This is a genomic window from Bradyrhizobium sp. USDA 3315 (assembly GCF_054056795.1).
Window position 1 is genome coordinate 8,091,275 of the sequence record NZ_JBSRYP010000001.1, and the last position, 16,947, is coordinate 8,108,221.

Sequence of the window (16,947 nt, forward strand, 5' to 3'; positions counted from 1 at the left end):
CCTAACCGGTCGCTCCCCGAACTGCAGGAACCGGCACAGGCCGCGTGAGGCGCGCCAGGATTTCGCTCCGCGGTCCGAACATCTCGGCCACGCCTTCGCGCAACACCAATATCTTGTCGACCACGCCGATCGTGGCCGGCCGATGGGAAATGATCACCACCGTGGTCCCGCGCTTCTTCAGCTGCGTGATGCAGTCGGCGAGCGCCGCATCGCCCTCGGCATCAAGATTCGAGCTCGGCTCATCGAGCACGACCAGGCTTGGATTGCCGTAGACCGCGCGTGCGAGGCCGATGCGCTGGCGGTAGCCTCCGGACAGGATCGCGCCGCCTTCCCCGACCTGGGTGTCGTAGCCGTCGACGAGCCGCAGGATCATCTCGTGCACGTCGGCCATTCGCGCCGCCAGAATGATGTCCTTGTCGTCACCGTCCTTGAACCGACAAATGTTGGCTGCCACCGTATCGGCAAACAGCTCGATATCCTGGGGCAGATAGCCAAGATGCTCGCCGAGCGATGACCTGATCCAGCTCGAAACGTCGGACCCGTCGAGGCGAACGGCCCCTGCGGATGGCGCCTGAACGCCGACAATATGACGCGCGAGCGTGGATTTGCCGGCGCCCGAAGGACCGATTATCCCCAGGACTTCACCCGGCTCGATCTGGAAGGTGACCCCGCGCAGAATGGGCTTCGACGTTCCAGGCGCAGCAAAGGACAGCGCTTCGACGGAAATACGGCCTTCGGGCCGCGGCAGCGTCAGTCCTGTTTCGCGCGGCGGGTTGGCCGCCAACAGCTCGCGCACCCGCAGGAATGCGCCGCGGGCCGAAACGAGACCACGCCAGGATCCAACGATCTGTTCGATCGGCTGCAACGCGCGGCCAAGCAGGATGCTGGCGGCAAACATGGCACCGGCGGTGGTCATGCGCTCGATCACCAGATAGGCACCAAGACCCAGGATCAGGGATTGCATCGAAAGCCGCAGGAAACGAATCATGCTCTGCATGGTCGCCGCGCGATCGCTTGCGGCGACCTGACGCTCGAGCATGCGGTCGCGGTCCCGGCTCCAGCGCTTCAGGAGGCCACCGGTCATCCCCATGGCGCGCACCACTTCGGTGTTGCGCAGGCTCATCTCGGTGAAGCCGTAATTTCGGTTCGCCGCCTCGCCGGATTCGGCGAGCGGAGGCTTGACGATCCATTCATTGAGAAATGCCATCAGCACCAGAATGACCGAAGATCCCAGTGCAAAGGCACCCAGGAACGGGTGCAGGCAAAAGATCACCGCGATGTAGATCGGCGACCACGGCAGATCGAAGATAGCGTGAATTCCGGACCCAGTGATGAACTGGCGGAACGTATCAAAATCGCGCAACAGCTGGCTGCGGGCGCCGCCGATTTTCGCCGAATGGTCGATGATTGCGGTCATCACCCGCGGCGCGATCTTGCGATCAAGGCGAATGCTGGTGCGTGTCAGCACGCGTGCGCGCACCGCGTCGAGACCTGCAAGTGCCATGAACGCCAGCAGCAGCGCGAGGGTAAGCATCAGCAGCGTGATCTCGCTGGCACTCGAGATCACGCGGTCATAGACCTGCAGCATGTACAGCGGGCCCGCCAGGTAGAGCAGGTTAATGGCTAGGCTGAATATGGCCGCAGTGACGAAATAGCTTTGGCAGGCTTGCAGCGACTGCCGGAATTCGTCCGCTTTTTTACGGGGGATACTCACGCGGAAATTGGCCGGAGCCACCCTCTAAACATGATCGCTGGCCGCCTCTGGGCAGCAGTCGAAAGATTCAAAAATCAATCATCCAATCCGCCCATTTAGCATGGCCGACGGCCGCGTTGATAGCCGCCGCCGGCGCAAAACAGGCAGGAGGGTAAACATACGGGGTTCTCCTTCTCCCCGCGCGGTTCTATTCCATGGTAGATGCTCACGCCCCTCAAGCGATGTGGTGCGGATCATAGGTGATCACCGTACCGTTCGTTGTGTCGGCCTTCTCGGCAAACCCGGCCGGATCGTATTGACCGAGCAGGACGATGTTCGCCGTGTGAGCGCCGTCTGACACCGTCAGGGTGCCGCCGGTCCCCGCCTGGTTTTCCGCGAAGCTCACCGCGGTGTTGGCGCCGAAGCTGATGCCCTTGAGATCGATGTCGTCATTGCCATCGAGGCCGCTCACCGTTCCGGAGAAGTGGAAGGCGTCATCCAGGATCAGGTGGCCAGCGGCAGTCACATCGAAGGTAACGCCTGCCGCCGAGGCTGCCCCGAACTCGATGGTGCCGGCCCCGCTGATCAGAGCGCCGCCGCTGCCGGTAACCTCGCCCTCAGCTGTGACGTTACCGCCGTTGGCCCAGATCAGGCCGCTGTTGGCCACCGCACTGGCGAACACCAGCCCACCCGTACCGGTTGCCTCTAGCGTGCCGGCGTTGGCGATCACGTTGGCGCCCGTGTCGATCACCAGGGCGTGGGTCCCGGTGGCATTGATGGTGCCTTCGTTGCTCAGGGTCAGGCTCCCCTGCCCGATCTGCCCGGCACCGGAGATCACGTTGTCGACGTTGTCGAGCGTGACGTTCGAGGCCGTGCCGGCGATGATATTGTGGTCATCGTCGGACAGGACCACGTGGCCACCGCCATTGAGCGTGATCCCGGTCTGGATTAGCTGCAGCAGCGTGCCGTCGCCGGAGGCCTGCAGGTCGATCTCGCCGGTGTTGTGGATGACACCCGACAGCGGCAGCATCGCGCCGTCGCCGATTGTCATCTGGCCGGGATTTTCGACTGTAGGTGTCACGTCAAACTCAAAGTTTGACGCGGTCAGGTCCGCCGCATGGACGCCGTCCAGGGTGATTGTCTGACCATCTGCGAGCGTGATCACGGCATTGCCGCTCGCATCGTCCGCGGTGTGGGCCTGGACGTCCGCGAAGCTTTGCCAGCCGTAGCTGATGAGGTCGATGACGTCGGAGGATACCTCGAAACTGTGCACGACATCATTGCCGATTGGTTGCGAGAACACGAAGGTGTCGTGGCCGCTCGAGCCGGTCAGCGTGTCATTGCCTGACCAGGCGAAGATGGGGGAGCCTGAAGCGTAAGCTTCGATGTTGTCTAAAACGATTGAGTTCCCTGTGCTGCCGTCGGCATTGGCCCACGACTCCGCAACGTTGAGCACGAGCGCGCCAGTAAAGGACGTGGACGTGGTTACACTTAGCGAACCAACGTCGCTTGTCACTACGGTCCACGAACCGTCTGAATTGTGTGTTCCACCGCTTATCGTCCAATCGGACGGTGCCCCCGTTATTGTGAGTGACACCTCGCCATGGTTTCCCGTGGGGTCTATCAAACCGAGATTCATCGGTTCGCCGGAGACTCCTGCGGGGAACGATCCAGATCCCTTGTTGGAAGTTACCGTGGACTGCTGGACCACCGCCCCAACTTGGTCGGTAACTGTAAGCGTAACGGTCCAATTCCCGCTGTTCGAGTAAGTGTGGTTTAAACTGAACGTACCATCACTTGCCGGATGTAGGGTTGTCGTTGTGCTGTCACCCCAGTTGACCGTGATCGTATCGCTAGTCAAGTTACCTGCGTCCTGGGTCGGAAACCGTGCCTGATACGGTTAGGACTTTGCTCTGATTTCCTGTTCCCCACTGCCAATTTGCGCCGTTTAGAGTCGGTGCATCGTTGGTGCCGGTGATGGCAAAGTTCACCGCCGTGCTGGCAGTGCCGGTGCTGCCGTCCTTGACGAAGACCGTGAAGTTGTCGCTAACGCTGGCGCCCTGCGCCAGCGCATTGGTATCGGGGTCGGAGTTGTCGAGTGCGTAGCTCACCACGCCGGTCGCCGTCGTGAGCGTGGCCGTGCCGTAGATGCCTGTCTTGGTGTAAGTCGCGCCACCGTTGCCGGTTGACCAGCCGTTCCCGGTCAGTGCAGCGCCGTCATAGACGGCCGCGTCGCCGGTATCCGGATCACCTTTGGTAAGCGTGATACCGGCCGAGGCCGTGCCCGCGGTGCCAACACCAGCCTCCACTAGCTGAACGCTCTGCGCGCCCGCGGTAACCGTCGGATTGTCGTTGGTGCCGGTGATGGCGAAGTTCACCGCGGCACTGGCAGTGCCAGTACTGCCGTCCTTGACGTAGACGGTGAAGTTGTCGCTGACGCTGGCGCCCTGCGCCAGCGCATTGGTATCGGGGTCGGAATTGTCCAGCGCGTAGCTCACCACTCCGGTGGCAGCGGTCAGCGTGGCCGTGCCATAGGTGCCTGTCTTGGTGTAAGTCGCGCCAGCATTGCTGGTCGACCAGCCGTTTCCGGTCAGCGCAGCGCCATCATAGACGGCCGTATCGCCGGTGTCCGGATCACCTTTGGTAAGCGTGATGCTGGCCAAGGCCGTGCCCGCGGTGCCGACCCCCGCCTCGACCAGTTGAATGCTCTGCGTGCCCGCCGTCACCGTCGCGTTGTCGTTGCTGCCGGTGATGGTGACGTCGATGTCGTGGGTGGCGGTGCCGTCCAACGAGGTGACGATCAGGTGGTCGTGCACCACCTGCCCCGCGGTGAGCGGATCGGCCAGGCTCTGGTCGAGCGTGTAGGTCCAGGCACCGGTGGTCGGGTTGAAGGTGTAGGTGCCGTAGGTGCCGGCCAGCGAGGCGGGCGTCTGGAAATGGTCCTCGCCGCTGTCGACGTCGTGCACGGTGAGCTGACCCGACGCGGTCGGATCGCCTGCGGTGGCGTTGGCGACGCCGCCGGCCTCGGTGACGGCGTTGTCCTCGGTCGCCGAAACCGTGATGGTCGCGTTGTCGTTGCTGCCGGTGATGGTGACGTCGATGTCGTGGGTGGCGGTGCCGTCCAACGAGGTGACGATCAGGTGGTCGTGCACCACCTGCCCCGCGGTGAGCGGATCGGCCAGGCTCTGGTCGAGCGTGTAGGTCCAGGCACCGGTGGTCGGGTTGAAGGTGTAGGTGCCGTAGGTGCCGGCCAGCGAGGCGGGCGTCTGGAAATGGTCCTCGCCGCTGTCGACGTCGTGCACGGTGAGCTGACCCGACGCGGTCGGATCGCCTGCGGTGGCGTTGGCGACGCCGCCGGCCTCGGTGACGGCGTTGTCCTCGGTCGCCGAAACCGTGATGGTCGCGTTGTCGTTGCTGCCGGTGATGGTGACGTCGATGTCGTGGGTGGCGGTGCCGTCCAACGAGGTGACGATCAGGTGGTCGTGCACCACCTGCCCCGCGGTGAGCGGATCGGCCAGGCTCTGGTCGAGCGTGTAGGTCCAGGCACCGGTGGTCGGGTTGAAGGTGTAGGTGCCGTAGGTGCCGGCCAGCGAGGCGGGCGTCTGGAAATGGTCCTCGCCGCTGTCGACGTCGTGCACGGTGAGCTGACCCGACGCGGTCGGATCGCCTGCGGTGGCGTTGGCGACGCCGCCGGCCTCGGTGACGGCGTTGTCCTCGGTCGCCGAAACCGTGATGGTCGCGTTGTCGTTGCTGCCGGTGATGGTGACGTCGATGTCGTGGGTGGCGGTGCCGTCCAACGAGGTGACGATCAGGTGGTCGTGCACCACCTGCCCCGCGGTGAGCGGATCGGCCAGGCTCTGGTCGAGCGTGTAGGTCCAGGCACCGGTGGTCGGGTTGAAGGTGTAGGTGCCGTAGGTGCCGGCCAGCGAGGCGGGCGTCTGGAAATGGTCCTCGCCGCTGTCGACGTCGTGCACGGTGAGCTGACCCGACGCGGTCGGATCGCCTGCGGTGGCGTTGGCGACGCCGCCGGCCTCGGTGACGGCGTTGTCCTCGGTCGCCGAAACCGTGATGGTCGCGTTGTCGTTGCTGCCGGTGATGGTGACGTCGATGTCGTGGGTGGCGGTGCCGTCCAACGAGGTGACGATCAGGTGGTCGTGCACCACCTGCCCCGCGGTGAGCGGATCGGCCAGGCTCTGGTCGAGCGTGTAGGTCCAGGCACCGGTGGTCGGGTTGAAGGTGTAGGTGCCGTAGGTGCCGGCCAGCGAGGCGGGCGTCTGGAAATGGTCCTCGCCGCTGTCGACGTCGTGCACGGTGAGCTGACCCGACGCGGTCGGATCGCCTGCGGTGGCGTTGGCGACGCCGCCGGCCTCGGTGACGGCGTTGTCCTCGGTCGCCGAAACCGTGATGGTCGCGTTGTCGTTGCTGCCGGTGATGGTGACGTCGATGTCGTGGGTGGCGGTGCCGTCCAACGAGGTGACGATCAGGTGGTCGTGCACCACCTGCCCCGCGGTGAGCGGATCGGCCAGGCTCTGGTCGAGCGTGTAGGTCCAGGCACCGGTGGTCGGGTTGAAGGTGTAGGTGCCGTAGGTGCCGGCCAGCGAGGCGGGCGTCTGGAAATGGTCCTCGCCGCTGTCGACGTCGTGCACGGTGAGCTGACCCGACGCGGTCGGATCGCCTGCGGTGGCGTTGGCGACGCCGCCGGCCTCGGTGACGGCGTTGTCCTCGGTCGCCGAAACCGTGATGGTCGCGTTGTCGTTGCTGCCGGTGATGGTGACGTCGATGTCGTGGGTGGCGGTGCCGTCCAACGAGGTGACGATCAGGTGGTCGTGCACCACCTGCCCCGCGGTGAGCGGATCGGCCAGGCTCTGGTCGAGCGTGTAGGTCCAGGCACCGGTGGTCGGGTTGAAGGTGTAGGTGCCGTAGGTGCCGGCCAGCGAGGCGGGCGTCTGGAAATGGTCCTCGCCGCTGTCGACGTCGTGCACGGTGAGCTGACCCGACGCGGTCGGATCGCCTGCGGTGGCGTTGGCGACGCCGCCGGCCTCGGTGACGGCGTTGTCCTCGGTCGCCGAAACCGTGATGGTCGCGTTGTCGTTGCTGCCGGTGATGGTGACGTCGATGTCGTGGGTGGCGGTGCCGTCCAACGAGGTGACGATCAGGTGGTCGTGCACCACCTGCCCCGCGGTGAGCGGATCGGCCAGGCTCTGGTCGAGCGTGTAGGTCCAGGCACCGGTGGTCGGGTTGAAGGTGTAGGTGCCGTAGGTGCCGGCCAGCGAGGCGGGCGTCTGGAAATGGTCCTCGCCGCTGTCGACGTCGTGCACGGTGAGCTGACCCGACGCGGTCGGATCGCCTGCGGTGGCGTTGGCGACGCCGCCGGCCTCGGTGACGGCGTTGTCCTCGGTCGCCGAAACCGTGATGGTCGCGTTGTCGTTGCTGCCGGTGATGGTGACGTCGATGTCGTGGGTGGCGGTGCCGTCCAACGAGGTGACGATCAGGTGGTCGTGCACCACCTGCCCCGCGGTGAGCGGATCGGCCAGGCTCTGGTCGAGCGTGTAGGTCCAGGCACCGGTGGTCGGGTTGAAGGTGTAGGTGCCGTAGGTGCCGGCCAGCGAGGCGGGCGTCTGGAAATGGTCCTCGCCGCTGTCGACGTCGTGCACGGTGAGCTGACCCGACGCGGTCGGATCGCCTGCGGTGGCGTTGGCGACGCCGCCGGCCTCGGTGACGGCGTTGTCCTCGGTCGCCGAAACCGTGATGGTCGCGTTGTCGTTGCTGCCGGTGATGGTGACGTCGATGTCGTGGGTGGCGGTGCCGTCCAACGAGGTGACGATCAGGTGGTCGTGCACCACCTGCCCCGCGGTGAGCGGATCGGCCAGGCTCTGGTCGAGCGTGTAGGTCCAGGCACCGGTGGTCGGGTTGAAGGTGTAGGTGCCGTAGGTGCCGGCCAGCGAGGCGGGCGTCTGGAAATGGTCCTCGCCGCTGTCGACGTCGTGCACGGTGAGCTGACCCGACGCGGTCGGATCGCCTGCGGTGGCGTTGGCGACGCCGCCGGCCTCGGTGACGGCGTTGTCCTCGGTCGCCGAAACCGTGATGGTCGCGTTGTCGTTGCTGCCGGTGATGGTGACGTCGATGTCGTGGGTGGCGGTGCCGTCCAACGAGGTGACGATCAGGTGGTCGTGCACCACCTGCCCCGCGGTGAGCGGATCGGCCAGGCTCTGGTCGAGCGTGTAGGTCCAGGCACCGGTGGTCGGGTTGAAGGTGTAGGTGCCGTAGGTGCCGGCCAGCGAGGCGGGCGTCTGGAAATGGTCCTCGCCGCTGTCGACGTCGTGCACGGTGAGCTGACCCGACGCGGTCGGATCGCCTGCGGTGGCGTTGGCGACGCCGCCGGCCTCGGTGACGGCGTTGTCCTCGGTCGCCGAAACCGTGATGGTCGCGTTGTCGTTGCTGCCGGTGATGGTGACGTCGATGTCGTGGGTGGCGGTGCCGTCCAACGAGGTGACGATCAGGTGGTCGTGCACCACCTGCCCCGCGGTGAGCGGATCGGCCAGGCTCTGGTCGAGCGTGTAGGTCCAGGCACCGGTGGTCGGGTTGAAGGTGTAGGTGCCGTAGGTGCCGGCCAGCGAGGCGGGCGTCTGGAAATGGTCCTCGCCGCTGTCGACGTCGTGCACGGTGAGCTGACCCGACGCGGTCGGATCGCCTGCGGTGGCGTTGGCGACGCCGCCGGCCTCGGTGACGGCGTTGTCCTCGGTCGCCGAAACCGTGATGGTCGCGTTGTCGTTGCTGCCGGTGATGGTGACGTCGATGTCGTGGGTGGCGGTGCCGTCCAACGAGGTGACGATCAGGTGGTCGTGCACCACCTGCCCCGCGGTGAGCGGATCGGCCAGGCTCTGGTCGAGCGTGTAGGTCCAGGCACCGGTGGTCGGGTTGAAGGTGTAGGTGCCGTAGGTGCCGGCCAGCGAGGCGGGCGTCTGGAAATGGTCCTCGCCGCTGTCGACGTCGTGCACGGTGAGCTGACCCGACGCGGTCGGATCGCCTGCGGTGGCGTTGGCGACGCCGCCGGCCTCGGTGACGGCGTTGTCCTCGGTCGCCGAAACCGTGATGGTCGCGTTGTCGTTGCTGCCGGTGATGGTGACGTCGATGTCGTGGGTGGCGGTGCCGTCCAACGAGGTGACGATCAGGTGGTCGTGCACCACCTGCCCCGCGGTGAGCGGATCGGCCAGGCTCTGGTCGAGCGTGTAGGTCCAGGCACCGGTGGTCGGGTTGAAGGTGTAGGTGCCGTAGGTGCCGGCCAGCGAGGCGGGCGTCTGGAAATGGTCCTCGCCGCTGTCGACGTCGTGCACGGTGAGCTGACCCGACGCGGTCGGATCGCCTGCGGTGGCGTTGGCGACGCCGCCGGCCTCGGTGACGGCGTTGTCCTCGGTCGCCGAAACCGTGATGGTCGCGTTGTCGTTGCTGCCGGTGATGGTGACGTCGATGTCGTGGGTGGCGGTGCCGTCCAACGAGGTGACGATCAGGTGGTCGTGCACCACCTGCCCCGCGGTGAGCGGATCGGCCAGGCTCTGGTCGAGCGTGTAGGTCCAGGCACCGGTGGTCGGGTTGAAGGTGTAGGTGCCGTAGGTGCCGGCCAGCGAGGCGGGCGTCTGGAAATGGTCCTCGCCGCTGTCGACGTCGTGCACGGTGAGCTGACCCGACGCGGTCGGATCGCCTGCGGTGGCGTTGGCGACGCCGCCGGCCTCGGTGACGGCGTTGTCCTCGGTCGCCGAAACCGTGATGGTCGCGTTGTCGTTGCTGCCGGTGATGGTGACGTCGATGTCGTGGGTGGCGGTGCCGTCCAACGAGGTGACGATCAGGTGGTCGTGCACCACCTGCCCCGCGGTGAGCGGATCGGCCAGGCTCTGGTCGAGCGTGTAGGTCCAGGCACCGGTGGTCGGGTTGAAGGTGTAGGTGCCGTAGGTGCCGGCCAGCGAGGCGGGCGTCTGGAAATGGTCCTCGCCGCTGTCGACGTCGTGCACGGTGAGCTGACCCGACGCGGTCGGATCGCCTGCGGTGGCGTTGGCGACGCCGCCGGCCTCGGTGACGGCGTTGTCCTCGGTCGCCGAAACCGTGATGGTCGCGTTGTCGTTGCTGCCGGTGATGGTGACGTCGATGTCGTGGGTGGCGGTGCCGTCCAACGAGGTGACGATCAGGTGGTCGTGCACCACCTGCCCCGCGGTGAGCGGATCGGCCAGGCTCTGGTCGAGCGTGTAGGTCCAGGCACCGGTGGTCGGGTTGAAGGTGTAGGTGCCGTAGGTGCCGGCCAGCGAGGCGGGCGTCTGGAAATGGTCCTCGCCGCTGTCGACGTCGTGCACGGTGAGCTGACCCGACGCGGTCGGATCGCCTGCGGTGGCGTTGGCGACGCCGCCGGCCTCGGTGACGGCGTTGTCCTCGGTCGCCGAAACCGTGATGGTCGCGTTGTCGTTGCTGCCGGTGATGGTGACGTCGATGTCGTGGGTGGCGGTGCCGTCCAACGAGGTGACGATCAGGTGGTCGTGCACCACCTGCCCCGCGGTGAGCGGATCGGCCAGGCTCTGGTCGAGCGTGTAGGTCCAGGCACCGGTGGTCGGGTTGAAGGTGTAGGTGCCGTAGGTGCCGGCCAGCGAGGCGGGCGTCTGGAAATGGTCCTCGCCGCTGTCGACGTCGTGCACGGTGAGCTGACCCGACGCGGTCGGATCGCCTGCGGTGGCGTTGGCGACGCCGCCGGCCTCGGTGACGGCGTTGTCCTCGGTCGCCGAAACCGTGATGGTCGCGTTGTCGTTGCTGCCGGTGATGGTGACGTCGATGTCGTGGGTGGCGGTGCCGTCCAACGAGGTGACGATCAGGTGGTCGTGCACCACCTGCCCCGCGGTGAGCGGATCGGCCAGGCTCTGGTCGAGCGTGTAGGTCCAGGCACCGGTGGTCGGGTTGAAGGTGTAGGTGCCGTAGGTGCCGGCCAGCGAGGCGGGCGTCTGGAAATGGTCCTCGCCGCTGTCGACGTCGTGCACGGTGAGCTGACCCGACGCGGTCGGATCGCCTGCGGTGGCGTTGGCGACGCCGCCGGCCTCGGTGACGGCGTTGTCCTCGGTCGCCGAAACCGTGATGGTCGCGTTGTCGTTGCTGCCGGTGATGGTGACGTCGATGTCGTGGGTGGCGGTGCCGTCCAACGAGGTGACGATCAGGTGGTCGTGCACCACCTGCCCCGCGGTGAGCGGATCGGCCAGGCTCTGGTCGAGCGTGTAGGTCCAGGCACCGGTGGTCGGGTTGAAGGTGTAGGTGCCGTAGGTGCCGGCCAGCGAGGCGGGCGTCTGGAAATGGTCCTCGCCGCTGTCGACGTCGTGCACGGTGAGCTGACCCGACGCGGTCGGATCGCCTGCGGTGGCGTTGGCGACGCCGCCGGCCTCGGTGACGGCGTTGTCCTCGGTCGCCGAAACCGTGATGGTCGCGTTGTCGTTGCTGCCGGTGATGGTGACGTCGATGTCGTGGGTGGCGGTGCCGTCCAACGAGGTGACGATCAGGTGGTCGTGCACCACCTGCCCCGCGGTGAGCGGATCGGCCAGGCTCTGGTCGAGCGTGTAGGTCCAGGCACCGGTGGTCGGGTTGAAGGTGTAGGTGCCGTAGGTGCCGGCCAGCGAGGCGGGCGTCTGGAAATGGTCCTCGCCGCTGTCGACGTCGTGCACGGTGAGCTGACCCGACGCGGTCGGATCGCCTGCGGTGGCGTTGGCGACGCCGCCGGCCTCGGTGACGGCGTTGTCCTCGGTCGCCGAAACCGTGATGGTCGCGTTGTCGTTGCTGCCGGTGATGGTGACGTCGATGTCGTGGGTGGCGGTGCCGTCCAACGAGGTGACGATCAGGTGGTCGTGCACCACCTGCCCCGCGGTGAGCGGATCGGCCAGGCTCTGGTCGAGCGTGTAGGTCCAGGCACCGGTGGTCGGGTTGAAGGTGTAGGTGCCGTAGGTGCCGGCCAGCGAGGCGGGCGTCTGGAAATGGTCCTCGCCGCTGTCGACGTCGTGCACGGTGAGCTGACCCGACGCGGTCGGATCGCCTGCGGTGGCGTTGGCGACGCCGCCGGCCTCGGTGACGGCGTTGTCCTCGGTCGCCGAAACCGTGATGGTCGCGTTGTCGTTGCTGCCGGTGATGGTGACGTCGATGTCGTGGGTGGCGGTGCCGTCCAACGAGGTGACGATCAGGTGGTCGTGCACCACCTGCCCCGCGGTGAGCGGATCGGCCAGGCTCTGGTCGAGCGTGTAGGTCCAGGCACCGGTGGTCGGGTTGAAGGTGTAGGTGCCGTAGGTGCCGGCCAGCGAGGCGGGCGTCTGGAAATGGTCCTCGCCGCTGTCGACGTCGTGCACGGTGAGCTGACCCGACGCGGTCGGATCGCCTGCGGTGGCGTTGGCGACGCCGCCGGCCTCGGTGACGGCGTTGTCCTCGGTCGCCGAAACCGTGATGGTCGCGTTGTCGTTGCTGCCGTGGATCGTCACCGTCAGGGTCGTGGTAGCCGTCGCCCCCGTTGTATCCTTCACCGTATAGGAGAACGTATCCGTCAGCGTGTCACTAAACGTGCGCAGCGCCTCGACCGCGCCCTGGCCGTTGTTCACCGTATAGGTATAAGAGCCATCGGTATTGAGATGCAGGGTGCCGTGCGCACCGACCACATCGGTGCCGGCGCCGGAACTCAACGAGACACTGGTGGTTCCCGCCGCAACGCCCGCAACCGTCTTGGAAGCTGCACTGAAATCGAAATCGTTCGTTAGGACGTTGCCGGTCGGATTGACGCCAGCAGTGCCGTTATTAATACCGCCCGCTTCTGTCGCCGATGCTGTATCGGCAGTGGCTGCGATCGTAAGATTGCCCGAGGCATCACGTACTTCAACTTTCTCGATCGCAGAAACCTGCAAATTGAGAGTTTTGAAGGTATAGATGGTACCGTCAGCCTGTCCGGTTTGAGCACTGATGTGCGCAGGAACCCAGACGTTCTTGTAATACGAAATCTCGGCCCGAATATCTGCATCGGCTAACTGCGCGGCGCTCAGCCAGATCTGGAGCGTATCGACATCCGGCGTCGCGCCCGCCTTGCCGAGCTGCACAGCACCATTTCCGCCGTCGTAGGAGTCGTAGCCCTGGAATGTAGTACCTGAGACGACCGTAGACGCGCCAACAATGCCGAGACTCGTCTGATCGGTTCCTGAATAAATAGTGCCGCCGCTGATTTGCTGGTTGGTGGCGGTGAAGCCGGTCGATCCCAAGATGTACTGATTTTCATAGGCCTTATATATCAGGGTATCGGATCCTGATCCGCCCAAAACGGTATCAAAGCCGCTGCCGCCGTTAAGGGTGTCGTCTCCAGAACCACCGTTGAGACGATCGCTACCTGCACCTCCGTACAGCGTGTCGTTGCCAGAACCTCCGACCAGATTGTCGTTAGTGGTTCCCGTCATGATAATGGTGGTGTCGCCGCTGGCGCTTGCCATTAGAGATGCTCCAATAATTCTTTTCGTACAATTCGCGTCACAGCTTCTGCTATTTGATCAAACGGATGCGTGATTAGCTGGCTCGATTCCGGGAATGATGTCTTGATAGAGCGACAGGAAAAGCAATCAGAGCCGGCCGATCACTAGCCGGAGTGAGCGCAGGCTCGATCGGAAGATCGGCTGACGATGAAGAAGCAGAATTTGAAATTCCTTGGAGGCGCGATTCAACTTCGGACCAGTTGATCAGCGGCTCGGCCTTCGGGATGAAATTGACGCGACTCAATACACACTCCTTGAACTCTGCTAACGCAGAGCAGGCGTGATCGCACCCGAAAATCAATTCACAACAACACGCACGATGCCCATCAGCAATATTCGTGGGGCGCGCGGCCAAAGGCCGCCCATGTGCCATTAGACGCCTACCGTGAAAAGACTCCGACCGCCATTACCCTGCCCGTTTCGCGTGCGGCCCTGCACTCCGCATGCTCGCAATTTTTCTTTTCTTTCAATATTCAGCTTCGAGAGGCTTCGGCGCCTGGTCCGCAAGACTGCGGGCGGCCAAACCTCTAAACCTAATTGAATGCAATTTGCCGCAAATTTGCGCAGCCGTCTAGAGCCGTGCGATCTGCTCTACTTTAACGATTAACGCCGTGCCGCCATGGAGTTCCCTCCTGTCTTCAACAATGCCCCGTTGATTTACGGGCCGCCCCAAACGTCCTCTCCACGCGTAGCGCCGGTTTGGGCGCCGCGGGCTCCGACGCCATCCCGACCATGCCTTGTTTCGTCACTGAACAGTTCGAGCTTATAGCGAACCTGTCTCCAAATGCAGTGCATGCTGGGCAAGGTCAAGAACAGCCTGCAGCGGACGCTTCAATAACAAGTTCCGGAATCCCCTCCGAGCCGGCCGCAACTCTCCCCATTGGACTGCCGGCACTGTGTGACCGCCAGCGGCGGCTTGCTGGCGTCCGCGGGCGCGGCCGATAACCTGCTCCCCTCCTCTTCGAGGGGCTACGAATGAAGCTTCTGGATCTGGATGTTGCGCTCGAGCAGGGACATCGTTCTTGCTTGGACCTGCTCCGCTAATACCTTGCGCACGGCGTTCTCCCGATCGAGCAGCTCGGGAAACGGCAGCAGCGGCCGAACAAGCTCGGTCACCTTGATCACGCAGGACGCCCGCGCCACGGGTTGCGCGATCTGATCCGGGAAACTCGCTCGGCATTCCGCGAGCGCTCCGCTCAGGTTGACCGTTGCCGCCATCGGTACCGGTGTCGCCTCCGGTATCGTTGCCGCCGCTGGTGCCGGCTCTGTGGGCGCTGTTGCCGTCTCCGTTGTTGGCTCCGCTAACGAAAGCAAGGTAGTTGGCGGCGAGCCTGTCGTAGCGCGTCGCCACCCGACGGCATTGTTTGATCCTGTTGAAGAACCGCTCGACCTGGTTGCGAGAGCGGTAGAGATACGGGCTGAAGCAGATCGGTTCGCTGCGATTGCTTTTCGGCGGGATGTTGGCCCAGGCGCCCTTCTTCATTGCAAGCTCTCTGATCCAGTCAGCGTCATAGCCACGGTCGGCAAGCAGCATTGCCCGGATTTCAGACGAGACAGCAGTTTTCCGGCAAGTCGAACGTCGTGGGCCTCGCCGGGGCTCAACGCCAGCCGTACTGGCAGACCATTGCTATAGACCACCGCATGGATCTTGCTGGTCAAGCCGCCGCGTGACCTTCCCATCGACTGCTGCTGGTTTCTGGTGATGCAGGCTCCATGCTGATGCACGCGGACAATCGAAGTGTCGATCATCTGGACAGCGGCATCGTGGGTAGCAGCAAGCGCTTCTATGATGCGGCCCCAGACGCCAGCCCGCCGCCAGCGAACAAAGCGGTTATAGCAAGTGGTGTACGGACCATATGCCTGGGGCAGATCACGCCAGGGTGCTCCGCATCGCAAGACCCAGAAGATGCCATTGAGGACACGACGGTCATTCACTCGCGGCACGCCGCGCGACTTATTCGGCAGCATCGGCTTAATGGCAAACCACTCATTGTCCGTCAGTTCGTAGCGCATGATTCGGCCCCTCCGATCGGAAGGCTTGAATCATGGTTCGGCCATCAGGCTCAACTGGTCGCTATGCACCCGAAAGCAGACCTATTATGCTCACCTCGAGTTTTGTCGTTCATGACCCTGGCTGTGTGAAAACGCTGGGCTGCTGTTATGATTCTCCTGTGATTCTTTGGGGGAATCGATGAGGCGCTTCGTTGAAGAGGCGGATCGTGGACAGCGGTCGCTGTTGCCCGAATGCCTCGATGACTTCATTGACGAGAGCAACCCTGTTCGCGTGATCGACGTATTTGTCGATGCGCTCGGTTTGGCTGAGATGGGCTTTGAGGGTGTGGAGCCGGCGGCCACCGGTCGGCCGTCGTACCATCCCTCGGTGCTCCTGAAGCCTTACATTTACGGTTATCTGAACCGGGTACAGTCGAGCCGGCGGCTGGAACGAGAGGCCGGGCGCAACGTCGAGGTGATGTGGCTGCTGGGTCGGCTCGCTCCCGATCACAAGACGATTGCGGACTTCCGCAAGGACAACGGCCTGGCGCTGCGCAGGGTATGTGCGCGCTTCGTCGAACTCTGCCGAGAGATGGGTCTGCTGGCGACGGCGAGCGTCGCCATCGATGGCAGCAAGTTCAAGGCCGTGAACAACCGGGACAGGAACTTCACGCGCGCGAAGATGGAGCGACGGCGTGCTCAGTTGGAGGAGAGCGTCGCGCGCTATCTGAGCCAACTTGACACGGCCGACCGCCAGGAGCCGACCGAGGCCCTGGCCACGAAGGTGACGAGGCTTACCGAGAAGCTGACGAAACTGAAGGAGGAAATGGGCAAGCTTGCCGTCTACGAGAAGCAGATGCTTGCGTCACCCGACCAGCAAATCTCCCTGACCGACCCCGACAGCCGCTCGATGGCGACGAGCGGGCGCGGCTCTGGTGTTGTCGGCTACAACGTACAGGTCGCCGTAGACACCGAACACCATCTGATTGTGACGCACGAGGTGACGAACAGCGGCTCGGATCGGGCACAACTTGCCAATATGGCCAAGCGGGCGAAGGCTGTTCTGAAGACTGAGACGCTCGAAGCTGTAGCCGATCGCGGCTACTTCAACAGCCCAGAGATCCTTGCGTGCCACGAAGCGGGCATCACGGTAACTCTGCCCAAACCGCTAACGTCCGGCGCTAAGGCAGACGGACGCTTCGGTAAACAGGACTTTGCCTATTTGCCAGAGGAGGACGTCTATCGCTGCCCGGCCGGGGAGCGGCTATCATATCGCTATACGAATGAAGAAGACAGCAAGGTGCTGCGGCGCTACTGGACCACGGCCTGTCAAAGCTGTTCGCTCAAGACCCAATGCACGCCTGGGTCAGAACGGCGGATTACGCGATGGGAGCATGAGCATCTGCTCGAGGCTGTGCAGCAGCGCCTTGATGCAAGCCCGCACGCCATGCGTCAGCGCCGCGAAACTGTCGAGCATCCGTTCGGCACCATGAAGGCCCGCATGGGAGCGACACACTTCCTCACCAAAACGCTTCCGAAAGTGGCGGCCGAAATGGCGCTCTCCGTCCTGGCCTACAATCTGACACGGGTCATGAACATCGTCGGGATCAAGCCGCTGATGGCTGCGATCGCGGCATGACACCAATCCAGTCCCGACTGCCTCGGGACTGGCGTTTTTACACGACCAAGACCCAGAGCCGACGAAGGCGTGACCTGCACACGTGCAGAGGCTTTATTGAGCGTCTA

5 protein-coding genes and 1 pseudogene are annotated in these 16,947 nt (G+C 64.2%); 1 reads left to right on the forward strand and 5 read right to left on the reverse strand.

The features are described from left to right. Position 1 precedes the first annotated feature (1 nt). The 5 genes and pseudogenes from ACVIYL_RS38135 to ACVIYL_RS38155 form a co-directional block, all read right to left on the reverse strand. On the reverse strand, positions 2 to 1,714 hold the full coding sequence (locus tag ACVIYL_RS38135; protein ID WP_456781932.1) for a type I secretion system permease/ATPase: 1,713 nt from the start codon (positions 1,712 to 1,714) through the stop codon (positions 2 to 4). A gap of 214 nt (positions 1,715 to 1,928) precedes the next feature. After that, complete coding sequence (locus tag ACVIYL_RS38140; RefSeq protein WP_456780966.1) at positions 1,929 to 3,149, reverse strand: hypothetical protein; 1,221 nt, start codon at positions 3,147 to 3,149, stop codon at positions 1,929 to 1,931. A gap of 406 nt (positions 3,150 to 3,555) precedes the next feature. Next, positions 3,556 to 13,170, reverse strand: a complete 9,615-nt coding sequence (locus ACVIYL_RS38145) for a VCBS domain-containing protein (RefSeq protein ID WP_456780967.1) — start codon at positions 13,168 to 13,170, stop codon at positions 3,556 to 3,558. 1,008 nt (positions 13,171 to 14,178) lie between these two features. Then, entirely contained in the window at positions 14,179 to 14,427 is a 249-nt protein-coding gene (locus tag ACVIYL_RS38150) for a hypothetical protein (protein WP_456781987.1), read from the reverse strand. An 85-nt stretch (positions 14,428 to 14,512) separates the two neighbouring features. Next, positions 14,513 to 15,222 (reverse strand): annotated as a pseudogene (locus tag ACVIYL_RS38155) (IS5 family transposase); the annotation flags it as partial. Positions 15,223 to 15,400: 178 nt separating this feature from the next. Here ACVIYL_RS38155 and ACVIYL_RS38160 point away from each other — a divergent pair. Then, positions 15,401 to 16,840 (forward strand): IS1182 family transposase, encoded by a 1,440-nt coding sequence (locus tag ACVIYL_RS38160; protein WP_456780968.1) that lies wholly within the window; start codon positions 15,401 to 15,403, stop codon positions 16,838 to 16,840. Positions 16,841 to 16,947: the final 107 nt, after the last annotated feature.